The sequence below is a fragment of the Pseudomonas sp. F3-2 genome, assembly GCF_038804275.1.
Classification (GTDB): domain Bacteria; phylum Pseudomonadota; class Gammaproteobacteria; order Pseudomonadales; family Pseudomonadaceae; genus Aquipseudomonas.
In genome coordinates this window covers 5,299,621-5,324,090 of record NZ_CP152388.1, presented here as the reverse complement: position 1 = coordinate 5,324,090, position 24,470 = coordinate 5,299,621, and the positions used below count along the sequence as shown (strand labels likewise).

At 61.7% G+C, this 24,470-nt stretch carries 23 protein-coding genes; 6 read left to right on the top strand and 17 right to left on the bottom strand.

Going from position 1 to position 24,470, the window contains the following annotated elements; all coding sequences use genetic code 11:
• Positions 1-33: 33 nt before the first annotated feature.
• The 14 genes from urtE to cbiE form a co-directional block, all read right to left on the bottom strand.
• The gene (gene urtE / locus AAGQ88_RS23850; RefSeq protein ID WP_093464905.1) at positions 34-732 is read right to left on the bottom strand and encodes an urea ABC transporter ATP-binding subunit UrtE; all 699 of its coding nucleotides are present in this window, start codon (positions 730-732) and stop codon (positions 34-36) included.
• A 143-nt stretch (positions 733-875) separates the two neighbouring features.
• Positions 876-1,730 (bottom strand): urea ABC transporter ATP-binding protein UrtD, encoded by an 855-nt coding sequence (urtD, locus tag AAGQ88_RS23845; RefSeq protein WP_093464902.1) that lies wholly within the window; start codon positions 1,728-1,730, stop codon positions 876-878.
• The gene (gene urtC / locus AAGQ88_RS23840) at positions 1,727-2,806 is read right to left on the bottom strand and encodes an urea ABC transporter permease subunit UrtC (protein WP_342653776.1); all 1,080 of its coding nucleotides are present in this window, start codon (positions 2,804-2,806) and stop codon (positions 1,727-1,729) included. The genes urtD and urtC overlap by 4 nt, the downstream gene beginning before the upstream one ends.
• Positions 2,806-4,395 (bottom strand): urea ABC transporter permease subunit UrtB, encoded by a 1,590-nt coding sequence (gene urtB, locus AAGQ88_RS23835; RefSeq protein WP_342653775.1) that lies wholly within the window; start codon positions 4,393-4,395, stop codon positions 2,806-2,808. The genes urtC and urtB overlap by 1 nt, the downstream gene beginning before the upstream one ends.
• A 213-nt stretch (positions 4,396-4,608) precedes the next feature.
• Positions 4,609-5,874, bottom strand: coding sequence for an urea ABC transporter substrate-binding protein (gene urtA / locus AAGQ88_RS23830; protein ID WP_093464894.1), 1,266 nt, complete (start codon positions 5,872-5,874; stop codon positions 4,609-4,611).
• A gap of 357 nt (positions 5,875-6,231) precedes the next feature.
• Positions 6,232-7,608, bottom strand: a complete 1,377-nt coding sequence (locus AAGQ88_RS23825) for a PepSY domain-containing protein (protein WP_342653774.1) — start codon at positions 7,606-7,608, stop codon at positions 6,232-6,234.
• 78 nt (positions 7,609-7,686) lie between these two features.
• Complete coding sequence (locus AAGQ88_RS23820) at positions 7,687-8,073, bottom strand: DUF2946 domain-containing protein (protein ID WP_342655877.1); 387 nt, start codon at positions 8,071-8,073, stop codon at positions 7,687-7,689.
• Between the two features lie 109 nt (positions 8,074-8,182).
• A complete protein-coding gene (locus tag AAGQ88_RS23815; RefSeq protein ID WP_342653773.1) occupies positions 8,183-8,656 on the bottom strand; it encodes a copper chaperone PCu(A)C in 474 nt (157 codons plus the stop codon).
• A 50-nt stretch (positions 8,657-8,706) separates the two neighbouring features.
• Positions 8,707-9,135: a DUF2946 domain-containing protein gene (locus tag AAGQ88_RS23810; RefSeq protein ID WP_342653772.1), complete on the bottom strand. Its 429-nt coding sequence runs from the start codon at positions 9,133-9,135 to the stop codon at positions 8,707-8,709.
• Positions 9,136-9,205: 70 nt separating this feature from the next.
• Positions 9,206-9,496: an addiction module antidote protein gene (locus tag AAGQ88_RS23805; protein ID WP_342653771.1), complete on the bottom strand. Its 291-nt coding sequence runs from the start codon at positions 9,494-9,496 to the stop codon at positions 9,206-9,208.
• Between the two features lie 2 nt (positions 9,497-9,498).
• Positions 9,499-9,801 carry a type II toxin-antitoxin system RelE/ParE family toxin gene (locus AAGQ88_RS23800; RefSeq protein WP_342653770.1) on the bottom strand — a complete coding sequence of 101 codons (303 nt, stop codon included), beginning with the start codon at positions 9,799-9,801 and terminating at the stop codon, positions 9,499-9,501.
• Between the two features lie 109 nt (positions 9,802-9,910).
• Positions 9,911-10,648 carry a cobalt-precorrin-6A reductase gene (locus AAGQ88_RS23795; RefSeq protein ID WP_342653769.1) on the bottom strand — a complete coding sequence of 246 codons (738 nt, stop codon included), beginning with the start codon at positions 10,646-10,648 and terminating at the stop codon, positions 9,911-9,913.
• The gene (locus AAGQ88_RS23790; RefSeq protein WP_342653768.1) at positions 10,645-11,742 is read right to left on the bottom strand and encodes a cobalt-precorrin-5B (C(1))-methyltransferase; all 1,098 of its coding nucleotides are present in this window, start codon (positions 11,740-11,742) and stop codon (positions 10,645-10,647) included. The genes AAGQ88_RS23795 and AAGQ88_RS23790 overlap by 4 nt, the downstream gene beginning before the upstream one ends.
• The gene (cbiE, locus tag AAGQ88_RS23785) at positions 11,742-12,944 is read right to left on the bottom strand and encodes a precorrin-6y C5,15-methyltransferase (decarboxylating) subunit CbiE (protein ID WP_342653767.1); all 1,203 of its coding nucleotides are present in this window, start codon (positions 12,942-12,944) and stop codon (positions 11,742-11,744) included. Before cbiE ends, AAGQ88_RS23790 begins: the two co-directional genes overlap by 1 nt.
• Positions 12,945-13,313: 369 nt before the next feature.
• Here cbiE and cobG point away from each other — a divergent pair, with 369 nt between their 5' ends.
• From cobG to AAGQ88_RS23755, 6 genes are all read left to right on the top strand, one after another.
• Positions 13,314-14,666: a precorrin-3B synthase gene (gene cobG, locus AAGQ88_RS23780; RefSeq protein WP_342653766.1), complete on the top strand. Its 1,353-nt coding sequence runs from the start codon at positions 13,314-13,316 to the stop codon at positions 14,664-14,666.
• On the top strand, positions 14,659-15,285 hold the full coding sequence (locus AAGQ88_RS23775) for a precorrin-8X methylmutase (protein WP_342653765.1): 627 nt from the start codon (positions 14,659-14,661) through the stop codon (positions 15,283-15,285). The genes cobG and AAGQ88_RS23775 overlap by 8 nt, the downstream gene beginning before the upstream one ends.
• Positions 15,285-16,016, top strand: a complete 732-nt coding sequence (locus tag AAGQ88_RS23770; RefSeq protein ID WP_342655876.1) for a precorrin-2 C(20)-methyltransferase — start codon at positions 15,285-15,287, stop codon at positions 16,014-16,016. Before AAGQ88_RS23775 ends, AAGQ88_RS23770 begins: the two co-directional genes overlap by 1 nt.
• Positions 16,016-17,728 (top strand): precorrin-3B C(17)-methyltransferase, encoded by a 1,713-nt coding sequence (gene cobJ, locus AAGQ88_RS23765; RefSeq protein WP_342653764.1) that lies wholly within the window; start codon positions 16,016-16,018, stop codon positions 17,726-17,728. Before AAGQ88_RS23770 ends, cobJ begins: the two co-directional genes overlap by 1 nt.
• 228 nt (positions 17,729-17,956) lie before the next feature.
• A complete protein-coding gene (locus AAGQ88_RS23760) occupies positions 17,957-18,769 on the top strand; it encodes a hypothetical protein (protein ID WP_342653763.1) in 813 nt (270 codons plus the stop codon).
• A gap of 71 nt (positions 18,770-18,840) precedes the next feature.
• Entirely contained in the window at positions 18,841-19,476 is a 636-nt protein-coding gene (locus AAGQ88_RS23755) for a hypothetical protein (protein ID WP_342653762.1), read from the top strand.
• 1 nt (position 19,477) lies between these two features.
• Here the strand turns inward: AAGQ88_RS23755 and AAGQ88_RS23750 are convergent, their stop codons facing one another.
• The 3 genes from AAGQ88_RS23750 to purD all read right to left on the bottom strand — a co-directional run bounded on the left by AAGQ88_RS23750 (position 19,478) and on the right by purD (position 24,330).
• Complete coding sequence (locus AAGQ88_RS23750) at positions 19,478-20,074, bottom strand: MarC family protein (RefSeq protein ID WP_285424139.1); 597 nt, start codon at positions 20,072-20,074, stop codon at positions 19,478-19,480.
• Positions 20,075-20,140: 66 nt separating this feature from the next.
• Complete coding sequence (locus AAGQ88_RS23745) at positions 20,141-22,936, bottom strand: hybrid sensor histidine kinase/response regulator (protein WP_285424140.1); 2,796 nt, start codon at positions 22,934-22,936, stop codon at positions 20,141-20,143.
• A 98-nt stretch (positions 22,937-23,034) separates the two neighbouring features.
• On the bottom strand, positions 23,035-24,330 hold the full coding sequence (purD, locus tag AAGQ88_RS23740; protein WP_342653761.1) for a phosphoribosylamine--glycine ligase: 1,296 nt from the start codon (positions 24,328-24,330) through the stop codon (positions 23,035-23,037).
• Positions 24,331-24,470 lie beyond the last annotated feature (140 nt).

Here is a 24,470-nt window from a genome sequence, read left to right as displayed (position 1 = left end):
TTTAGCGGGCGTCTACCTTATCCGATCAGCGCGTCAAATGGTGACCAGACCACGCACGCCTTCGGCCTCCATGTTTTCGCCGCGGCCTTGCTGAATGATTTCGCCTCGGGACATGACGATGTACTGATCGGCCAGCTCAGCGGCGAAGTCGTAGAACTGTTCGACCAGCAGAATGGCCATGTCGCCCCGGGCAGCCAGCTTCTTGATCACGGCGCCGATTTCCTTGATGACCGATGGCTGAATCCCTTCGGTGGGCTCATCGAGAATCAGCAAGCGCGGGCGGCTGGCCAATGCGCGACCAATCGCCAGCTGCTGTTGCTGACCCCCTGAAAGGTCGCCGCCACGGCGTTGTTTCATCTGCAAGAGCACTGGAAACAGTTCGTAGATGAACGCCGGGACTTCCTTGGCTTCGGAGCCGGGGAAGCGCGACAGACCCATCAGCAGGTTTTCCTCGACGGTCAGGCGACCGAAGATTTCACGCCCTTGCGGCACGTAGGCAATGCCCGACTGCACGCGCTGATGCGGCTTGAAACCGGTAATCGGCTTGCCTTCCCATTGCACCACGCCTTCCTTGGCGGGCAGCAGGCCCATCAACACCTTGAGCAGCGTGGTCTTGCCTACGCCGTTTCGGCCCAGCAGGCACGTGACCTCACCGATCTTCACGTCAAAGGACAGACCGCGCAGGATGTGGCTGCCGCCGTAGTACTGGTGAAGCTTTTCGATCTGGAGCATGGCTTGTTACCCAGAAACTTGATGATCGTTCCCACGCTCTGCGTGGGAATGCCGCAATGGACGCTCTGCGTCCCCTCTCTGACGCGGAGCGTCAGCGGATGCATTCCCACGCGGAGCGTGGGAACGATCATCCGTGTTGTCACTCACCGGCCGAGATAAACCTCGATCACTCGCTCATCGGCCTGCACTTCTTCAAGCGACCCCTCGGCCAGCACGCTGCCCTGGTGCAGCACGGTGACGTGGTCGGCGATGGTGCCGACAAAGCCCATGTCGTGCTCGACGACCATCAACGAATGCTTGCCCGCCAGCGTCTTGAACAGCTCGGCGGTGAACTCGGTTTCGGCATCGGTCATGCCCGCCACCGGCTCGTCGAGCAGCAGCAACTGCGGGTCCTGAACCAGCAGCATGCCGATCTCCAGAAACTGCTTCTGGCCGTGGGACAACAGACCTGCCGGGCGCGAGACCGACGCGGTCAGGCGAATGGTTTCCAGCACTTCGTTGATGCGATCGCGCTGTTCACCGTTGAGCCTTGCCCGCAGACTGGCCCACACCGATTTATCGGTTTTCTGCGCCAGTTCCAGATTCTCGAACACGCTCAGCGCCTCGAACACGGTCGGTTTCTGGAACTTGCGGCCAATCCCCGCCTGAGCGATTTCCACCTCGCTCATCTTCGTCAGGTCCAGCGTCTCGCCGAACCAGGCGGTGCCGTGGCTTGGGCGCGTCTTGCCGGTGATCACGTCCATCAGCGTGGTCTTGCCCGCACCGTTGGGCCCGATGATGCAGCGCAGCTCACCGACACCGATGTACAAATGCAGATCGTTGAGCGCTTTGAAGCCATCGAAGCTGACGCTGATGTTCTCCAGCGTCAGGATGGTGCCGTGACGAGTGTTCAGGCCCGGGCCTGCGACCTGACCCAGCCCGATGGCATCGCGACTGGTGCCGGCGTCGCTGTTAGGGTCCAGCACCGGATCGAATGCCGGAGTCGGAGTGCTTTTCATTGCTCGCCCCTTTTCTTGATCAGGCCGATAACGCCTTTGGGCAGGTACAACGTCACGACGATGAACAGCGCGCCGAGGAAGAACAGCCAGTATTCAGGGAACGCCACGGTGAACCAGCTTTTCATGCCATTGACCAGACCTGCGCCCAGCAGCGGCCCGATCAACGTGCCGCGTCCGCCCAGCGCCACCCAGACCGCCGCCTCGATGGAGTTGGTGGGCGACATCTCGCTCGGGTTGATGATGCCGACTTGCGGCACGTAAAGCGCGCCCGCCAGGCCGCACAACACCGCGCTCAAAACCCAGACGAACAGCTTGAAGCCACGCGGGTCGTAGCCGCAGAACATCAAGCGGTTCTCGGCGTCGCGCACGGCCGTCAGCACGCGGCCGAACTTGCTGCGCGCCAGCTTCCAGCCCACGAACAGACTGCCCGCCAGCAATGCCACCGTGAGCAGGAACAACACGGCGCGAGTGCCTTGGGAAGTGATGCTGAAGCCCAGAATGCTACGGAAGTTGGTGAAACCGTTGTTGCCGCCAAAACCGGTCTCGTTGCGGAAGAACAGCAACATGCCAGCGAAGGTCAGCGCCTGGGTCATGATCGAGAAATACACGCCCTTGATGCGCGAGCGGAAGGCGAAGAAACCGAACACCAGCGCCAGCAGGCCTGGCGCCAGCACCACCAGGCACATGGCCCAGAGGAAATGCTGAGTGCCGACCCAGTACCACGGCAGTTCGGTCCACGACAGAAAGGTCATGAACGCCGGCAGACTGTCGCCGGACGCTTCACGCATCAGGTACATGCCCATGGCGTAGCCGCCCAGCGCGAAAAACAGCCCGTGACCCAGCGACAGCAAACCCGCGTAACCCCAGACCAGGTCCAGCGCGAGGGCAACGATGGCGTAACACAGAATCTTGCCCACCAGCGTCAGCGTGTAGGCCGAGACTTGCAGCGGGTTGCTTTCGGGCAGCAGCGACAGCAGCGGCAGGGCGATCAGCAGGGCGAGGATGACCACGCCCATTGAGATCGTGACTTTGGTGCCAGCGCGTTGCGCGGCGGTGACCATCATTGGCTGGTTCATCAGTCGATCACCCGTCCTTTGAGTGCGAAGAGGCCTTGCGGACGTTTCTGAATGAACAGAATGATCAGCGCCAGGATCAGGATCTTGCCCAGTACCGCACCGATCTGCGGTTCGAGAATCTTGTTGGCGATGCCCAGGCCGAAGGCCGCCGTCACGCTGCCGGCCAGTTGACCGACGCCGCCGAGCACCACCACCAGGAACGAGTCGATGATGTAACTCTGGCCGAGATCCGGGCCGACGTTACCGATCTGGCTCAGGGCCACGCCGCCCAGACCTGCGATGCCGGAGCCAAGCCCGAACGCCATCATGTCGATGCGGCCGGTTGGCACGCCGCAGCAGGCGGCCATGTTGCGGTTCTGGGTCACGGCCCGGACGTTCAGGCCCAGGCGCGTCTTGTTCAGCAGCAGCCAGGTCAGCAGCACCACGAACAGCGCGAAGCCGATAATGATGATCCGGTTGTACGGCAGCACCAGATTCGGCAGCACTTGAATCCCGCCGGACAGCCATTCCGGGTTCGCCACCTCAACGTTCTGTGCGCCGAACACCACGCGGATCAGCTGAATCAGCATCAGGCTGATGCCCCACGTTGCCAGCAAGGTTTCCAGCGGGCGGCCGTACAGGTGACGGATGACCGTGCGCTCCAGCGCCATGCCGATGCACGCGGTCACGAAGAACGCGACCGGCAGCGCCACCAGCGGATAGAACTCGATCGCGCCGGGCGCGTATCGCTGGAACATGATCTGCACGACGTAAGTGGCGTAGGCCCCAAGCATCAGCATCTCGCCGTGAGCCATGTTGATCACGCCCAGCAGACCGAACGTAATGGCCAGACCCAGTGCTGCGAGCAGCAGAATCGAGCCCAGCGACATGCCACTGAACGCCTGGCCGAGAATCTCGCCGATCATCAGTTTGCGCTTCACTTGGGCCAGACTGGTTTCTGCCGCCAGGCGCACCGTAGGATCGGTTTCGACATTGGGCTCCAGCAGATTTTCCAGCCGCGTGCGGGCCAGCGGATCGCCGGTTTCACCCAACAGGCGCACTGCGGCCAAGCGTACCGTCGGGCTGGTGTCCACCAGCTGCAGGTTCGCCAGCGCAAGGGTCAGTGCCGAATGCACCGCATCATCCTTCTCGCTGGCGACTTGTTGCATCAGCAGTGGAAGCTGCGCCGGACGCGCAGTTTTTTGCAGGGTCAGCGCTGCGGCCAGACGCAGTTTCGCGTCGGCCGCAAGCAACTGGTGACTAGCCAGCGCGGTTTCAACCAGACCGCGCAGGCGGTTGTTCAGGCTGATCGTCTCGGGTTCGTCAGGGTTCGGGGCGTCGGCCAATGCCGGGGCATTAGGGTCGACCGCCGTGAAAGTGTCGCCATTCTGGATGAAGGCGCGATTGCTGCTGTCAGCGGCCACACGGCCTTCCTGCAGGGCAATCAATAATTCAACGCGCGCCGGATCGGGCCTGGCGGCCCAGTTTTCCAGCAGTTCTGCGCGTTGCGAGGATTCGGCCGCGACAAAGTCACCGGCGTCGCTTGCATGGGCTGCCAAGGGCAGCAGCAGGCACAGCGCGAGGATAAGGTGGTGGATATATCTGAGCATATCGGTGTCCTGAAAGCACCCGCATGACATGACGCCGCGGGAAACTCTGTAGGAGCGAGGCTTGTCCCGTGATCGGCGGGGGAACCGTCGTAAAACCTGCAAACACGGTGTGAGAGATACACCGCATGTGATGGATTTACTGCCGCTTCGCGCCAGATCGCGGGACAAGCCGCGCTCCTACAGGAGGTGTCGGGCGCGGGGCCCGACAATGTGTCAGTTACTCTTCACCGCGTAGTCAGGCTTCTTGTCGTTGCCTGGAATGAACGGGCTCCAAGGCTGGGCACGGATTGGCTCTTTGGTCTTCCAGACGACGTTGAACTGGCCGTCGGATTTGATCTCGCCAATCATCACCGGCTTGTGCAGGTGGTGGTTGGTCTTGTCCATGGTCAACGTGAAGCCCGACGGCGCTGCGAAGGTCTGGCCGGCCATGGCTTCGCGGACTTTGTCGACGTCAGTGGACTTGGCTTTCTCGACCGCCTGGGCCCACATATGGATGCCGACATAAGTGGCTTCCATCGGGTCGTTGGTCACTGCCTTGTCAGCGTTCGGCAGGTTGTGGGCTTTGGCGTACGCCTTCCAGTCTGCGACGAACTTGGTGTTGACCGGATTCTTGACCGATTCGAAGTAGTTCCAGGCAGCCAGGTTGCCCACCAAAGGCTTGGTGTCGACGCCGCGCAGTTCTTCTTCACCCACGGAGAACGCAACCACCGGAACATCGGTCGCTTTCAGACCCTGGTTACCCAGTTCTTTGTAGAACGGTACGTTGGAGTCGCCGTTGACGGTGGAAATTACAGCGGTTTTGCCGCCTGCGGAGAACTTCTTGATGTTCGCCACGATGGTCTGGTAATCGCTGTGGCCGAACGGGGTGTAGACCTCTTCGATGTCGCTGTCCTTCACGCCTTTGGAGTGCAGGAAGGAGCGCAGAATCTTGTTCGTGGTACGCGGATAGACGTAGTCGGTGCCCAGCAGGAAGAAGCGCTTGGCTGCGCCGCCGTCTTCGCTCATCAGGTACTCGACCGCAGGAATCGCTTGCTGGTTAGGCGCAGCGCCGGTGTAGAACACGTTCGGCGACATCTCTTCACCTTCGTATTGCACCGGGTAGAACAGCAGGCCATTGAGCTCTTCAAACACTGGCAGTACCGATTTACGCGATACCGAGGTCCAGCAGCCGAACACCACTGACACTTTGTCCTGAGTGATCAACTGACGGGCCTTCTCAGCGAACAGCGGCCAGTTGGACGCAGGGTCGACGACCACCGCTTCCAGTTTCTTGCCGTTGACGCCACCTTTTGCGTTGATTTCATCGATCGTCATCAGCGCCATGTCCTTGAGGGACGTTTCGGAGATGGCCATGGTGCCGGACAAAGAATGCAGAATGCCGACCTTGATGGTGTCAGCGGCCTGAGCCGTCCAGGTCAAACCCATCGCGGCGATCGATGCGGACAAGGTGAACGCTTTAAGCAAACTACGACGCTTCATTGGCTAGCTCCATTCTTTGATTTTTTAATAATGACGGCTGTTGGCGGTGCAGATGTTGAGTCTGCTTAGGCTTTAGCAAAGGCTGGGCCAAGCGTGTAAACGTCGCAAAATCGAATGAAAGCGTCGCGAAGACGGCGCCGGTCGCACCAATCTGGGGTCTGGCTGGCGGGATGGTGCGCAAGGTGCGCTGAACTGGTGCGCAGATGTTGTCCGGGTCGACAGGTTTTTACGGCATCAGGAGCGTGAGGCGCGCCGCATCAGTGAGCGGGCAAAGAGAAGGGCGGGGCCTGAAACCGGAAATGAGGAGGAATTCATCACTAAACCACCCAAAAGGTTCCAGGCCCCGCAGGACGCAATCTAAGCTGTTGTTACCGTTTTGGCAAAGCGCGAAATGGCTATCCGATCGAGCAACCATATTGCCATCATGGAAATCCCGACGAGCGGAAAGGCCACGCCGAGGATCACCATCACGATCGTCGCGATTTTCCAGCGGGGGAGGTCATGGCGCAGCGGCGGAACACCGAACCCGTTTTGTGGCCGACGCTTCCACCAGATGACGATGCCACTCACCGAGCTGAGCAGCACCATCAGGCAGATGAACAGAATGATCGCCTGATTCACCCAGCCGAACATCTTGCCCTCATGCAGCATGACGCCCAGTTCGGTCGCTTTCGACACCGCGCTGTAATCGGTGTATCGCACGTCCGCCAGTACCTTGCCGCTGTATTGGTCCACATGCAGCGTGGCGTCGTTGCGCGGGTCGTCGGCAAAGACGGAAACGGTGAAGACGCCATCGGCCGTTTTCGGCGCTGTAATGCTGTAGCCCGGCTCAATGGCGCGCTCGTGCGCGATGTCGACGATACGCTGCAAGGTGATCGTCGGCGCGGCGGGGGCGCTGGACGTACTGTGATGATGCATGTGTTCGGCATGGTCGCCCCCGGTAGAAACCGGCATCGGGGTGTTTTCCATCGCCCAAGGCACGGTCTGGACGCTGGCGTTGTTCAGATCCCCTGCCTGCTTGTCAGATTTCGGCACCTCGTTCCACATGGCGGCCGGGAAGGTGTTCCAGACATCGGCGTACATTTTTCCCCACATGCCGGTCCAGGTCATGCCACTGAGGAGCATGAACAGCAGCGCCACCGAGCCCCAGAATCCGGTTACTGCGTGCAGGTCTCTCCACAGCACACGGCCCCGGGCCGAGACGCGTGGCCACAGCACGCCGGCCGACGAGCGTCCGCGCGGCCACCACAGGTACAGACCGGAAACCACCAGCACGATCCCCCAGCCCGCTGCGAGCTCCACCAGCCGATCACCGACAGTGCCGATCATCAGTTCGCCGTGCAGCTCGCGGGCGATGGCTTGCAGATTGTCCTTGGCATCCTGGGTGCCGAGAATCTTGCCGGTGTAAGGGTCGATGAACAGGTTAACGTCACGCGCCTCGCGCTTGATCACGAACTGGGCACTGCTCTGGGCATTCACGGGGGGCAGGTACTTGCTGATCGGCGCATCGGGGTAGGCTTCAAGGACCCGCTTCTGCTGATCATCGGCCGTCAGCATGTGGTGACCGGGTTTGACGGTCAGCAGCTCGCCGTACATCAACGGATCCAGCTGCGGCTTGAACAGGTAAATGATCCCGGTCAACGCCAGCAGGATCATGAAAGGCGCGACGAACAGACCGGCATAAAAATGCCATCGCCACGCGAGGTTGTAGAACGACACATTTGTTCTGGACATGGTGAAGCGCTCCCGTCAGGGATAAACACGGCGCAATACGCCGAGCCCTGAAGGGTCAGCGATTGCGGATTGTTCGAATCAGGCGACTGACGAAAGCGGAGGGGCGCGGCTGCGTGCGTTCGCGAAGACATTGCGCTGGGCATGGCCCCGTTGCGGAACGGCGTTGTAGAAATCGGCGGGTCTGGGTGGAACCGGTGCGACGACGGCCAGCGTCTGGGTCAGCGCCGGGCAACTGAACAGCAGCGTGCAGTATCCGCACTTGGCCCAGATGACATGATCGATATCGGCGGCGGCGTCGTTGCGCTGTTGGTGTGCGCTGTGTTCGCTTGCGCCCATCTCCATCTCCATCGCGCCGGGCATGTCCATGCCTGACGGCATCGACATCTCCATCGTGGCGGGCATCCCGGTGTGATGTTCCATCGGCATCGACTGGGAAATCAGCGGCCCGATGAAGATCATGAGCATCGCAAACAGGCTCAGCCACGCGCCCTGCATTCTGCGAGGAGCGTTGGCTGTTCGGTTGCGTGCTGCGGGTGTGGTGCTCAAGCGTTTTCAGAGCCAGCGTGGTGAAGCGTTAATGGACGTGGGTCGCAGCAGTGCTATCCGGGGCCTGCTTCTGCACCTGAACGTCGACGGTCACATCGCCGCTCTTCTCGAAATGCAGGGTCAGCGGGAAGCGCTGACCGTCAACCAGTCTGGAGCGGTCTTTGAGATCCAGCAGCATGACGTGGTAGGCCATCGGCGCGAACGTGACCTGACTTGCGGGCGGGATTTCGACGGTCTCGACGTGCTGCATTTTCATCAGACCGTCCTTGCTCACGTGCTCGTGCAACTGAGCGGACCCTGCGATCGGGCTGTCCACGCCGGTCAGGCGATCGGCCGCACCGGTGTTACTGATCACGAAGTATGCGGCCACGGTGGGCGCATTAGGCGGCAGCTCCATCGACCAGGGCGAGGCGATCGTCAGCGGGCCCTTCGTAAAATCATGAGCTTCGGCATAGCAGGTCGGCAACAGCAATGCCGCCAACAGCGTGAATATCTTCAACACAACGCAGTCTCCATTTCATTCAGTACGCAGGTTACAGCGCGAGCGAACGGTCAGACTCTTGGAGACGCACGCGGATTGAGCGTCGGCCACTGCAGGCGCGGCGGGGCATGAAAGACCACCACCGCCGTCGGGAAGCGTACGGGTTCAACGAGTGAAAACAATCCGAAACCCATGCCCGTCGGGACCGCGACCATCGTCAGAGAGCCTGAGCAGCAGGCGCAGTGCTGCATGATCGTGGGGGGCTGAGGGGCAGGCATGTGCTGATCGCCGGTACTGATTTGCGTAGCGAGCACACGGGAGCCGCCGCTGCCGGTACAAAAACTGCCCCATGCCCATTGTTCGCCCTGCGAACGCGGCATGGTCGGCGTCATCGGCATCGCCAGCATCCCGAACAGCAGCGCGAAACACGCAATCCAGGCGATAGCTCGGCGACGTTTAAGGCGTATGACGTTCTTTTGTTGTTCTTTCATGTCGGCCATTTAGCCTGAACGGTCTTGATAAGTAAAAAACTGGGGTGCGGCGTTGTGTCGCGGGTAGTGCTTCCGCCATTCATGCAGTTGATGCATGCAGTTTCAGCCCCAACGCTTTGATCACTTTCATGATGGTGGCGAACTCTGGATTGCCGTTTGTGCTGAGGGCTTTGTACAGACTTTCTCTACCCAGTCCGCTGTCCTTGGCGATTTGAGTCATCCCATAGGCACGAGCAATGTTGCCAAGTGCCTTCCGGACGAGCGCTCCGTCACCTGAATCTTCTTCCAGACATGCATCCAGATACCCCGCCATGTCCTCAGGCGTCTCTAGATATTCCGCCGTGTCATAGGGTTTGAATTCTTCTTTCACATTCATTTCCTCTTACCGAGGCTCTTCGCCATTTCTCTGGCTTGATGGATGTCCCGAGCCTGACTCGATTTATCGCCACCTATTAACAGCAGATAGATCACCTTGTCACGGCGCGTCAAATAAACCCGGTAGCCAGGACCGTAATGTATGCGCATTTCAAAAACACCATCACCGACAGGCTGGCAGTCACCAAAATTGCCTTCGGTGGCGGCGTCTATTCTGGCGAAGATGCGCTGCTGTCCGGCCTTGTCTTTCAGGGACCTGAGCCATCTTGAGAATGAGGTGGAGCGCTCGAAAAAAATCATACGGGAAATGTATCTTGGAGGATACTTTCCCGAAGTCAGGTGCAGCCGCTGGATCAGGTCGGAACTTTCGTATTAGCCGTGAGGATGTCAAAAGGGTAGAAGGCGGCACTCAGGAAAATTCGCGCAACGCCTCCCGCAACGCCCCTACATCCCCAAACATGCTGTCCGCCTCAGGCAAGTCCGGTCGCTTGAGTATCAGCACTGGCAGGCCGCGTTCCCGTGCGACTTCAAGCTTGGGTTCGGTGGCGCTGCTTCCGCTGTTTTTGCTGATGAGCACGTCGATGTCGCGACGCGCAAACAGATCTCGCTCATCGGCCAGAAGAAACGGCCCGCGCGCCCCGATCACTTCGCATCGTGCGTTGCCAGGGCAGGCTTCGAGCGCCCGCATCGTCCAGAATTGATGCTCCGGAATCTCGTGGATGTGCTGCAACGGTTCGCGGCCGAGGGTGAACAGCGGGCGCTGGAAAGGGGCGAGGGCGGTCATTAATTCTGCCCAGTCGCCGACCTCTCGCCAGCCATCGCCAGGGCCCGCCTGCCAGGCGGGGCGGCGTAGCGCCCAGCACGCGATGCCGGCGATCCGGGCAGCGGCCACGGCGTTGCGGCTGATTTGCGCGGCGTAAGGATGAGTGGCGTCGACAATCAGATTGATCCCCTCGGCGCGGATGAATTGCGCCAGGCCTTCTGCGCCTCCATATCCGCCCACGCGCACCTGACACTGCAGATCGTTCGGTACTCGCCCGACGCCCGCCAGGCTGTAGATGTGCCGCGGGCCCAGGGTTCGGGCGATGGCGAGTGCTTCGGTCACGCCGCCCAGCAATAACACGCGTTTGTCTGCCCCGGCGCTCACTGGAAAGCTCCGGCGCGGCCGACGATGCCGCCCTGGCGATCAATGGCGAATACTTCGACCTGAACCTGCGCCGGCACGACGCTGCGGGCAAAGGCCAAGGCGTGCTGGCAAACCGCATCGCCCAGCGCGATCCCCGCCGCGCTCGCCATCGCCAGCGCCTGTTGGCTGGTATTGGCTTCACGGATGTTCAATTGCAGCGCCTGATCAGCCCCGACATCGGCGGCCCACTGCGCCAGTTGCTCAAGATCGATGCTGGAGTGCCGGCTGTGCAGGTCCATATGCCCGGCAGCCAGTTTGCTGATTTTGCCGAAGCCTCCGCACAGGCTGAGTTTGTCCACGGGCACTTTGCGCAGGTGCTTGAGCACCGCGCCGACGAAGTCGCCCATCTCGATTAGCGCGATGTCAGGCAGCGCATACACGCGGCGCATGGTGTCTTCGCTGGCGTTGCCGGTACAGGCGGCAATGTGCGCATATCCATTGGTCTTGGCGACATCGATGCCTTGATGGATCGAGGCGATATAGGCCGCGCAGGAAAACGGTCGAACGATGCCACTGGTGCCCAGAATCGACAGGCCGCCGAGGATTCCCAGTCGAGGATTCATGGTCTTGAGCGCCAGCTCGCTGCCGTTTTCGACGCTGACCGTGACCTCGAAGCCTGCGCGATAACCGGATTCGTCCGCCAGGCGCGTCAGGTGTTCAATCATCATTCGGCGTGGCACCGGGTTGATCGCCGGTTCCCCGACGCCCAGCACCAATCCCGGCCGGGTGACAGTTCCTACGCCCGGACCTGCGACAAACCGCACGCCGGGTTCAGGTATCAGACGAACCCTTGAAGACAGCAGGGCGCCATGGGTGACATCGGGATCATCACCGGCGTCCTTGATCGTTCCGGCTTCGGCGCCATCGGCAAGCAGGCGACAGAACTCCAGCCGCATCTGAACCTGCCTGCCCTTGGGCAGTGTGATTTCGATGCCGTCGTGCGCTTGCCCCGTCAGCAGCAGTTGCGCGGCAGCCAGCGACGTCGCGGTGGCGCAGCTTCCCGTGGTCAGGCCGCTGCGCAGCGGCGCAGGTTGCTCGCCGGTCTCTTCGCGCATCAGGGCTTGATCGCTTCGAGCAGGGTGATAGGCAGCGCCTGACGCCAGGTGTCGAACTCGCCCAACGGCCTGGCGTGCGCCACGTGGATGCGGGTCAGCTCGCCGCCGTGGCGTTCGCGCCAGTTGACGAGCATCGCTTCGCTTTGCAGCGTGACGGCATTGGCGATCAGCCGACCACCGGAGCGCAGTTGCTGCCAGCAGGCTTCCAGCACGCCCTCGCGGGTGACGCCTCCACCGATGAACACAGCGTCCGGCGGCTCGAGGCCCTGCAGTGCGTCCGGCGCTCGACCACGCACCAGCTGCAGGCCGGGAACGCCCAGCGCATCGCGGTTGTACTCGATCAGACGCTGACGGCCCTCGTCGGACTCGATCGCGATCGCGCGGCAACCCGGATGTGCTCGCATCCATTCGATGCCGATCGAGCCGCAACCCGCGCCGACATCCCATAACAGTTCGCCTGGCACAGGCGCCAGGCGGGCAAGCGTGATGGCGCGGACGTCACGCTTGGTAAGCTGGCCGTCGTGGCGAAAAGCCTCATCCGGCAAGCCGCCCACTCGCGAAAGACGCAAGGTGTCTGGTTGTGCTCGGCAGTCGATCGCTACCAGATTCAATGCCGCGATTTCGGGGTTTCCCCACTCGCTGGCGATTGCGTCAACGCGTCGCTCGGCGTCGCCGCCCAGATGCTCCAGTACGCTCATTTGACTCGGCCCGAAGCCACGTTCGCTCAGCAGCGCGGCAATGGTCGCCGGGCTCTGGCCATCATTGCTCAGCACCAGCAGGCGTACGCCGTCATGCAGATGGGCACTCAGCGCTGCCAGTGGCCGGGCGACGACCGACAGCGTCACGACGTCCTGCAACGCCCAGCCCAGGCGGGCGGCGGCCAGAGAATAGGAAGAAGGCGCGGGAATCACGCGCATCTCATCCGCGGGCACCTGGCGTGACAGGCTGACGCCCACCCCGAACAGCATCGGGTCGCCGCTGGCCAGGACGCACAGCGGCTCGCCGCGCTGCTCCAGCACAGGCTGCAAGGAAAAAGGACTGGGCCACAAGCGACGTTCAGCCTGGATGCAGAGCGGCAGAAGGTCGAGCTGGCGCGAGCTGCCAAACACCTGACGCGCCTGCAGCAGCGCGTGCCGGGCATTCCTGCCCAACCCTTTGTAGCCGTCTTCTCCGATTCCCACGACTGTCAGCCACGGCGCCATGTATTGCCCTCAAACCCGATGCATGCGAAGGGCCTTTTACAGGACCTGCGAATAAGGTCGGCATGATACCGCGCCGACTGGCCCGATTCGTAAGGCTTTATGTACGCCGAAGTGGGTGATTTCCGAAACTTTCGTAATCGGGCCGGTTGGCGAGCGGTGTTTGCTGACGTCACACACGGCGCCTCCCTATCGTCCGTTGCTCTTGGAGCAGCAGAACCCTGAAGCCATGTCCGAACCCTGTGCGTTCATCACCACGATTACATCCCATCCGACAGACCGTCTTTTCATGCCTGCATCCAAAGCAGGCATAATACGGCCCCTGTAACCATCCGTTTCACGATGCCCAGTCCGATCCCATCAGGTGAACCCTTGACCGAGCCGTTGTCCGCTCGCCCGCTTGCCGCACCCCTACGCCCCTCGGCCTGTCCGGGGTTGTTGCGTATCGTGCCGGCGCTGGATGGCGGAATCTGTCGGATCAAACTGCCCGGCGGGGTGATTTCGGCTGAGCAGGCGCAGGCTGTCGCTGACGCCGCCGAGCGGTTTGCAGGCGGGGTGATCGAGGCAACCAACCGCGCCAACTTGCAGATTCGCGGCATCGGAACGGACGCCGACAGTTTGATTGCGATGCTCCTGGCCGCCGGTCTTGGGCCCAGCAATGCTGCCAGCGATGACGTGCGCAATCTGATGCTCAGCCCAATGGCTGGGGTCGATCCGCACCAGGTGCTTGACGTCCGGCCACTGGGCGCTCGCATTTTGCAGTCATTGGAAAATCACCCGCGCCTGCATGAACTCTCGCCCAAGTTTGCGTTGTCGCTGGATGGCGGTGAAGGCTTGGCGATGCTCGAACATTCGCACGATCTGTGGATGTCTGCGCTGGTCATTGGCGGCCAGACGCTCATTGGTTTCGGCCTTGCCGGTTGTCCGGCGAGCCATTCGCCGCTGGCGGCCGTGACGCTCGATTCGGCGCACGAAATGGTCATCGCCGTGCTCGAATTGTTCCTCGATCAGGCGCGTCCCGACCAGGTCCGGATGCGAGATCTGCTCAAGGACATCGGCGCGTCGCGTTTCATTGAGCTGCTCGCCGCGCGATTGCCACAGCCGCTTGATACCGACCCGCTTATCACCGGCTGGCAACGGCGTCCCGCCCAGACTAACGCCCACATCGGCGTTCAACCTCAGTTACAGCCGGGCCTCACCTCCGTGGGCGGCGTCGTGCCTTTGGGGCGTTTGACGCCGTCCATGTTGCGCAGCACAGCGAAGCTGTCTGTCGAGCTAAGCGACGGCACGCTGGCCATGACGCCGTGGCAGAGCGTCATGCTGCGCAATGTCCCGGCGCACCTGTCAGGGTCGGCACTCGACGGCCTGCGGGCCGCGGGCCTGTTGTGCGACGCCAATGAGCCGCTGTCGAAACTCATCGCTTGCACAGGCTCGGCGGCGTGCGCAAAGGGGCTGGCGGACACCAAGGCCGACGCCCTGAAGCTGGCAGCCTTGTTGCAAAGCAACGGCGTCAGTCAGGCGATTCACCTGTCCGGATGCACGCGCTCATGCGCCGCTGCGCACGTCGCGCCGGTGACCTTGCTGGCCGTTGCCGACGGCCGCTACGACCTCTATTTTCGTCACGCAGACCGGCCGGGATTTGGCCAACTGCGTGAGCGTGACCTCACTATTGAAGCAGTTGGCGCGTTGTTGATCGCCGACTCACGGAGCAGCACCAATGATTGATTACATTCGCGACGGTCAGGAGATTTATCGCAACTCCTTCGCGATCATTCGCGCCGAAGCCCGGCTTGAGCACATCCCGGCCGATCTGGAAAAACTCGCCGTACGCGTGATTCACGCCTGCGGCATGGTCGATGCGGCCGAAGGTTTGCGCTTCTCTCCAGGCGCGGGTGCGGCGGGGCGTAGGGCTTTGGCCGCTGGTGCTCCGATTCTGTGCGATGCGCACATGGTTGCCGAAGGTGTCACTCGCGCGCGGCTGCCGGCCAATAATCAGGTGATCTGCACCCTGAAGAACGACAGCGTTCCCGAGCTTGCACGTGAGCTGGGCAACACCCGCTCGGCGGCGGCGCTGGAGCTGTGGCGTCCTCATCTGGAGGGCGCGGTGGTGGTGATCGGCAACGCGCCCACCGCGCTGTTCTATTTGCTGGAGATGATCGACGCCGGTGCGCCGAAACCTGCACTCATCCTGGGCTTTCCGGTGGGCTTCGTCGGCGCGGCCGAGTCCAAGGACATGCTTGCGGCCGACAGTCGCGGCGTGCCTTACGTGATCATGCAGGGGCGCCGCGGAGGCAGCGCCATGGCGGCCGCCGCCGTCAACGCCCTCGCGACGGAGATCGAATGATGCAGGCTCGCGGTCGTTTGATCGGACTGGGTGTCGGGCCGGGTGATCCGGAGCTGATCACCGTCAAGGCGCTGCGTCTGCTGCGCGAGTCGCCGGTGGTGGCGTACTTCGTCGCCAAGGGCAAGAAGGGCAACGCCTTCGGGATCATCGAGGCCCACCTGCAGGCCGCGCAGACGCTCATGCCGCTGGTGTATCCGGTGACCACCGAAACGTTGCCTGCACCGATGTCCTACGAACAGATCATCAGTGATTTCTACGACACCGCCAGCCTGGACGTTGCCGCGCACCTGGATGCAGGTCGCGATGTGGCGGTCATTTGCGAGGGCGATCCGTTCTTCTACGGTTCCTACATGTACCTGCACGACCGGCTGGCCGAGCGATACGAAGCCGAGGTCGTTCCCGGTGTGTGCTCGATGCTTGGCGGCGCGTCGGTATTGGGCGCGCCGTTGGTGTACCGCAATCAGAGCTTGTCCGTGCTCTCTGGCGTGCTGTCGGCCGATGAGCTGAAGCGCAAGCTGGTGGACGCTGATGCGGCGGTGATCATGAAGCTGGGCCGCAATCTGCCGAAAGTGCGCCAAGTGCTGGTCGAGACCGGGCTGGCCGAGCGGGCGCTGTATGTCGAGCGCGCGACCATGGCGAACCAGAAGGTCGTGTCGCTGGCGGAAGTCGATCCGATGTCGTCGCCTTATTTCTCGCTGATCATCGTCCCGGGCGAAAGGTGGCAAGGTTGATGGGCGCCTCTGACGGCAAGGCGCCGGCAATCGTCGTGTTGGGCAAAGGTGCGTTGGCCACAGCGCGGCGAATTCAACAGCTGTATCCGGACGCGCTGATCCACGGCCTGGCCGAGCGTGTCGACGGCGTGGACCGCACCTATTCGGAGTTCGGCGCAACGCTGCGGCAGCTGTATCAGCAGGACACGCCTATCGTCGCGTTGTGCGCGGCAGGCATCGTCATCCGCACGCTTGCGCCGGTCTTGCTGGAGAAGGGCGCCGAGCCGCCGGTCCTGGCGGTCGCTGAAGATGGCAGCGCTGTCGTGCCGCTGTTGGGCGGGCTGGGCGGGGTCAACGTCATGGCCCGGGAAATCGCCGCTGCGCTGAACACCTCTGCTGCGATTACCACCAGTGGCGAACTGCGGTTCGGCACTTGCCTGCTGAACCCGCCTCCAGGCTACGCGCTGGGCGATCTGGAACTGGGCAAGCGATTCGTCAGCGATCTGCTGTCCGGCGAAAGCGTCCGCATCGAGGGTGCGGCGCCCTGGCTGGCGCAGGCTCAACTGCCTGAGGACGAACATGCCCAGCTTGCGATTCATGTCGGTTACCGCGAGCGCGACCCCTCAGCTCATGAGCTGCTGATCTATCCGCGCAACGTTGTGGTCGCCGTTGATGGATCGCTGCCCGATCCGGCCGAGGCGGTGAAGACTGCGCTGCACGATTCGCGCATCGCATTGCAGTCGCTGGCCTGTCTGGTGGCGAACAGCGGCGAGATGGCGAATGCTGCGCTGCACGCCGCCGCTCACGCACTGGGCGTACCGCTGCGCTTCGTGGAGCAGACGTCGGCCAGCGAGATGGCGCAACAGGCGTTGCCGCAGCTGTTGCCCCCGTTGACTCCCATGAAAGGGCTCGCGATCGCAGTCGCGGCACAGCCGCTGGATGTCCAACGGATAGGCCGTAGCCGTGGCCGCCTGGCTGTCATCGGCCTCGGCCCGGGCGCTGCTGAGTTCATGGTCCCTGCCGTGAAGGCCGAACTGGCGCGTGCGAATGACGTGCTGGGCTACGAAACGTACGTGCGCATGGCTGGTCCGTTTCGCGCCGATCAGGTGCTTCATTGCACGGATAATCGAGAGGAGATGCAGCGCGCCCGGCATGCCTTCGAGTTGGCCGCGCAAGGCCGTTCTGTGGTTGTCGTTTCATCCGGCGATCCCGGTGTCTTTGCGATGGCGGCGGCCGTGCTTGAAGCGCTGCATGAATCCGATAACAGCGAGTGGCACGCGGTCGATCTGGCAATCCTGCCGGGCGTATCGGCCTCGCTGGCGACCGCGGCTCAGGCCGGCGCGCCGCTGGGGCACGACTTCTGCGTGATGTCCCTGTCCGACAACCTCAAGCCTTGGGACATCATCGAAAAGCGCCTGGACCTCGCCTGTCAGGCCGATCTCGCACTGGCGTTCTACAACCCGATCTCCCGTTCGCGTCCCTGGCAACTGGGGCGGGCGCTGGAAATCGTGCGTCAGCACCGTAGCCCGCAGACCCCGATCACGCTGGGCCGAGACATCGGCCGCCCGGGGCAGACGTTGCGCATCATCACCTTGGGAGAGCTGACGCCTGAGCAGGTCGATATGCGCACGATGGTGCTGGTGGGTTCATCGACCACGAGCGTGTTTCCCCGCGCCGATGGTTCGCAATGGGTCTACACGCCACGTTGGTATGGCGATAAACCGGTCAAGTAAGCATGTGACTCGCAATGGGCAAGGGACTCTCAACTGCGGAAGGGGAAACGACTGGTGTTTCTGTCAGCCGTTACCCTGACTTGCGAAGGACAAAAGAACCGCGTCCGTAGGCCGGAAATGCGGTAAGCGTCTGCTAAGAATTGGTCACATGTGGAGGGTGGAGTGCGTGGGTGGTGTTTGTTAGCTTGAGCCCACCCATGAAGGGCAATCTGCTAAAAGGACTTTTTTATGATTCACACCCTGTACGATCGTCAGCCCCTGAACCTCGACACTACCCGCCATCCATCACCCTTGGATGCAATCGATGCTTCATCCGGGCGCCTGAGCCCAGGCTTTGACTCGTCCGAGAGCAGCGGTCCGCAAAGTGCGGTGGTCGCTCCAGAACATCTCATCATTTTCAGTGGCAACATGTCCGCCGAGCATAAGGACTACGTCACCAACTCGCTGCTTTATTCGGACCTGGCCGCGGTGCATCGCACGCGTAAGATCGCCAACCTCTCCGAGCGCCGCAAGGCCTGGTACAAAGACAAGACCGACATCATGAAGGGCCTGGGGTGGGCGGGCTTCGCCGACTCCATGCGCGCGCACTCCGCAAGCTCACGCAAGTTCACAATGGACCAGGTTGGCCTGGAAATCCTCGCCAACGCGCTCGCCGCGGCTGCCGTTCCGGGCATATCCACTGCAGTGCTGCTGAATCTGGCGTCAGATGCGGTCAACAGCCTGCGTCAGGGCGGCGAGCCGCTTCGTTTGTTCCAGAAAGAGTCCCGTACTCATCAGGATGGCAAATTCAATATCGCTGTCTGCATGGAGTCACCACAGGGCGACGTGGTATTGGTCAGCACCAATATCTACTTCATTACATCCCACAGCGTCTCGAACGTTCTGTTCTGGGAGTGGCAGTCGAGCGATGTGGATGTGGCGTCAGCGGGTGACAAGCTGGTGCTGAACGAAGGGCGGTTTCAAAGGGGCAAGCAGCGACTGGCAGACCGCCTGGATGACTACATGTTCGATAACATCCTGAACCTGCCGCTGGGTGGCTGACATGTGCGAGCGCATGGTGCCACCGGCTGGCCCATGCGCCTTTTTTGCCGACAACACCAGGAAGGTGTGCAATGGCGTCACAGCGCGTAGAAGCCGCGTTTGCTTACGGTAACCTCATGACCTTTTCCCCCGGCATGTCGGCCGAGGAGAAAAGCTCGATTCTGAACGTGATCACCGTGGCAGACATGACGGCCAGCAACACGTACGACAGGGATGAATTCTGGTCGGTCTGGATGCACGTCTATACCCAGCGGCTGGCAGCCTACGGCTTGCAGCGCACCAGCTTCATTACCCCCGAATCCAGAGTCCTCGGTCATCCAGACGATTGGGCCGACGAGCTCTTTCAGATAGTGGGCTCCTACGGGTCGGGGCAACTTGCTCATATGGTCCGCAGGTGTTTTTCCGCCGCCCGGCTGAATCGCACCGTGAGCGCTTTTTTCGATCACTCGGCCGTGGCAGGCAAGGGCCGATTTTTGCAACTGGCGCCTTGCGAAAAAACCGCTGCCGGAGAGGTCGTGGTGCTGATGTGCGGCGTTTATCTGAGTTTCAATACCGATGCGGTGCACGTCGGTGGCAAGCGGGTGATTCTGCACGTCAAAGGAGGCCGGTATGTGCTCAACCGAGACATCAACCAGGGTCGGCGCGACGAGTTGGCGCGCTACCTCGACAATCGGCTGGAGCACGTGCTCACCCGCGCTCTGGTGTGAACTACGGCAGCAGGTAACCCCTGATGCCGGTAAAGATGATCTGCGCGGCCAAGGCGCAGACGAACAGCCCCATCAGTCGGCTGACGATTTGCAATCCCTGGTCGCCGAGGATGCGCTCGATGCTGTTGGACAGATACAGCACGACGCCGACGGTCAGGCTCGCCAGCGCGATACTGACGATGGCCGTGAGCTTGTCATCCCAATGAGGCTGGCTCACGCCCATGACCAGCAATGCCCCGATGGTCCCGGGGCCCACCGTGATAGGAATGGTGAGCGGAACGATCGCCACGTCCTGCTGGACGTTGTCGGTCTGGACCCCTGATTTGCCTTGCGCCATGCCCAGTGCGGAAATGAACAGCACGCTGCCGGCGCCGATTCGGAAGGCGTCGGCGGTAATGCCGAAAACGCCGAAGATCACACGCCCGAAGAGGTACAGCAACACGCTGGAGACCAGGGTCGCGAGGGCGATTTTCCACGCCAGGTGACGACGCTCCTTACGTGAATATCCGCGGCTCAGAGTGATGAAGCAGGAGAGGACGAAGAATGGGCTGTAGAGCACCAGCATCTTCAAATAAACGCTGAACAACACGTGAAGCATGGTTTTGGCTCATCGCGGCAGACTGGGACGGGGGCAAGTCTATCAGGCGCCACAACCCGTTGAGCGTCAGTTTTGCTGATAACGGTCTTCGTCGTGTGCCTGTCGGGCTGCCTGGTTCAGGGCGCGTTGCTCGACCCAGTACTCCACCAGCTCGCGCAACTGAGACAGTTCGACCGGTTTGGACATATGCCCGTCCATTCCCGACTGGCGCGCGCGGTCCTTGTGTTCGGCGAGAATATGCGCCGTCAGCGCGACCACGGGCGTACGCACTCGCTGGTTGCCCATCTCCCAGGCGCGCAGCTGTTGAGTCGCCGAAAAACCATCGAGAATGGGCATTTCGCAGTCCATCAGCACCAGGTCATAGCGCTGGGCTTTCATGGCGCTCAGAGCTTCTTCGCCATTGCTGGCGGTGTCGGGCTGCAGGTTCAGCTTGCCGAGCATGCCGCGGATGACTTTGGTGGAGATGCTGTTGTCCTCGGCCACCAGAATCCTGAAATCCGAAGGCACGTCGACTTCGTTGTTCACGGCCGCAGCAGGCTGGTAGGTCGCGTTGCCTTTGTTGCGCTGGTTCAACTCATCGGCCAGCGTGGTCTTCAGGGTATAGCCCGCCACCGGCTTGGCGAGAATGCGTTTCACGCCGGCATTGCGGGCGATAACCTTGCTCGGCGCGTTGCTGATGCCGGTCAGCATGATCAGCAGGATGTCGTGGTTGAGGCTCGGGTCTTCCTTGATCTTCGCGGCCAGTTGCATGCCGGTCATGCCGGGCATGTTCTGATCGAGCAGCACGATGTCGAAATAGTCCCGCAGGTGAGCCTTGGTTCTGAGCAGCGCCAGCGCTTCCTTGCCCGACGGCACGGCGCTGACGTTCAGCCCCCAGGCGCTGCATTGCTGCACCAGCACCTTGCGGCACGTATCGTTATCGTCGACCACCAACACCCGCGCGCCCTTGAGCGGGCTGTCCAGGTCCGCTGCCGGTTGCTCCAGACGTTCGGCGTCCAGCGGCAGGCTCAGCCACAGCGTGCTGCCCTGATTGGTACCGCTTTGAATACCGAATTCGCCATTCATCAGCAGGATCAACTGCCGGGCGATCACCAGCCCGAGATGGCCGCCGACTTTACTGGCTGCCAGGAAATTCTTGCTGTGCAGTTCGGCGTGCAGCAGCGCGTCGCGTTCCTTGGGCGTCAGTGGTGTGCCGCTGTCCTGCACGGCGATGCGAAGGCGCGGTTTTCCGCCGCGTGAGTCGAGGGCGACGACCAACAGAATCTCGCCCTCGTCGGTCTTCTTTAACGCGTTCTCCAGCAAGCTGAGCAGGGTCTGTCGCAGGCGCGTGGGGTCGCCGCTGATCACCCGCGGGACCTGAGGCTGGATGAAGCTGATCAGCTCGACACTCTGCTGCTCGGCCTTGGCGCGGAAGATACTCAGGCAGTCTTCGATCATGGCGTTGAGGTCGAACTGAACGTCATCCAGCTCGATCTGCCCCGATTCGAGCTTGGTGATGTCGAGGATTTCGTTGATCAGCGTCAGCAGTTCGTTCCCGGCGCTGTGGATCGTCTGCACGTAATCGCGCTGTTTGACTGACAGCGGCGTACCCAGAAGCAGCTCGGTCATCCCGAGCACGCCGTTCATGGGCGTGCGGATCTCGTGGCTGATCTTGGCGAGAAACTCTGCTTTGGCGTTGATTTCGGCGGTGCTGGCCGCCAGTTCGCGGCTGATGCTGAAATTGTTTTCGGTGATGCTGCGATGGCGCTCGCTCAGGGCAATGCTCATCAGCAGGCCGCACAGGCAGAAGACGGCCAGCACGGCGATGATCAACGTCTGCGCCGCGATGCTCGTCAGCCACAGCATCGCGGGCAGTATCACCAGATTGCCCAGGTTGAACACGATCATCGCGATGACAAAGGGACGCGCCGGTGAATAGCCCTTTTGCAGGTGGAAGACCGAGACCAGCGTGATCGTCACGGTCGTCAGCGCCACCAGCAGGAAGGTCAGAATGTTCAACGGCAGGGTGTCGACGAACAGCACCAGCAGCGCGCCGAAGCCGACGATCAACAGCACGCTCATCAACAGGCGGTTAAGCGCTTCGACGCCACGCTGAACGAAGAAACAGTAGGCGAACATCAGGCCGGTGGCAGCGGCGAGCAGCAGCGCGAGGTGCGCGCTGGGCGTCTGGGCGAGATGCCAGTGAGGCAACCAGGGCGCCTGCAGGTTGAGCAACAGCAGCGCGCTGAGCCCCAAAAACGTTTCGCAGGCCGCCAGCCACAGGCTGCTGACCGAACGCGATTGGGCGAAGCGCGTGATGTTCTGCACGATCAGCATCGCCAGGGAGCCAAAGAAGAGCCCCAGCAGCAGCGGGCGTCGTTCATCGGCGGCGCTGGAGACGGCTGATTCCAGCGAAATATTGGGACGCAGCTCCTGCTCGGACTTCAGCCGCAGATACACATCCAGCGGTTTGTCGCTGAGCGGGACGGGGAGCAGAAAGTCCACGGAAGGTAAAGGTTGCGCCTCGCGCGGCACCTTGTTGCCGGAGCGTGAGTGGCCGATCAGGCTGTCGCCCTCGAGCACATACATGTCCACGGTGGCGAGGTCCGGCGCGAAGATGCGCACCAGTTTTTCGTGATTCGAGGGGGCCAGGCGGTAGCGCAGCCAGAGTGCGGCGTCACGCTCGGTGGCGCGAACCTTGTCGAGCTCTACCGGGCTGAATTGGGAATCGTAATGGGAGGAGCGGATGTCGCTGAGTTGCAGGTTCGCCTGATCGTCGACAAGCGCTGACCATCCTGCGCTGACCTCGGCCGATGCCGATGATATCCAGAGCAGGGTCAGCAGGGTAACTGTCAAACGTGTGGCAATCCTGAGCCAGCGCACGGCGAAATCCCTTCGTGAATGAAGCCAGTTAACTCTGGAGGCCACCGCAAGAGCGGGCAGTCATCTGCGGTAACAGAGATGACTGCCCGAACCGAGACTTACTCCAGATGTTCGCCGCGTTCCCGGGCAATGGCACGGTAGCCAATGTCCTTGCGGTAGAAACAGCCTTGCCAGTCAATCTTTGCAGCCAGTTCGTACGCGTGTTTCTGAGCGTCGCCTACGCTGTCGCCCAGCGCGGTCGCGCACAGAACCCGACCACCCGAAGTCACGACCTGACCCTCTTTCAGAGCGGTACCGGCGTGAAACACTTTGCCCGACAGCTGGGCTGCCGCATCCAGACCATTGATCTGCTCACCCTTCGCGTAATCGCCAGGGTAGCCGCCTGCGGCCAGTACGATTCCGAGGCTTGGGCGTGGATCCCACTGAGCTTCGGTGGTATCCAGCGTTTGCGCCAATGCTGCTTCGACCAGCTCGACCAGGCTCGACTGCAGGCGCAGCATGACCGGCTGGGTTTCAGGATCGCCAAAGCGGCAGTTGAATTCGATGACTTTCGGATTGCCTGCCTTGTCGATCATCAACCCAGCATAGAGGAAGCCGGTGTAAACGTTGCCTTCGTCGGCCATGCCTCTGACGGTCGGCCAGATGACCTGGTCCATCACGCGCTGATGCACATCGGCGGTCACGACCGGAGCAGGGGAGTAGGCGCCCATGCCGCCGGTATTCGGGCCGCTGTCGCCATCGCCGACACGTTTATGGTCCTGGCTGGTGGCCATTGGCAACACGTTCTTGCCATCCACCATGACGATGAAGCTGGCTTCTTCGCCATCGAGGAATTCCTCGATCACGACGCGTGAGCCGGCATCACCAAAGGCGTTACCTGCGAGCATGTCGCGCACGGCTTCTTCTGCTTCCTGGAGCGTCATGGCGACGATGACGCCTTTACCCGCAGCAAGGCCATCGGCCTTGATCACGATAGGCGCGCCTTTTTCACGCAGATAGGCCAGGGCAGGCTCGATCTCGGTGAAGTTCTGGTAGTCGGCGGTGGGGATCTTGTGGCGCGCCAGGAAATCCTTGGTGAACGCCTTCGAACCTTCCAGTTGCGCCGCGCCCTGGGTCGGGCCGAAGCATTTCAATCCACGGGCGCGAAACAGGTCCACGACACCGGCGACCAACGGGACTTCCGGACCGACGATGGTCAGTGCGACGTTCTTTTCGGCGAAGTCAGCCAGTTGTTCCAGCGCGAGGACGTCGATGGCGACGTTCTCGCACTTGGCCTCGATGGCGGTGCCAGCGTTGCCCGGCGCGACGAAGACCTTCTCGACACGAGCGTCCTGCGCGACCTTCCAGGCCAGAGCGTGTTCACGGCCGCCGCTGCCGATGATCAAAACATTCATTTCAAAAACCTCGATGACGCTAATTCTGTGGGTGTCGCTGGCACGTCGACGATCTGAGCGTCGCGTACCAACTCTGGAGGAGCGAGCTTACTCGCGAAAGCGGTGTGTCAGACGACATGGTGTCTCTGACCGATTGCATT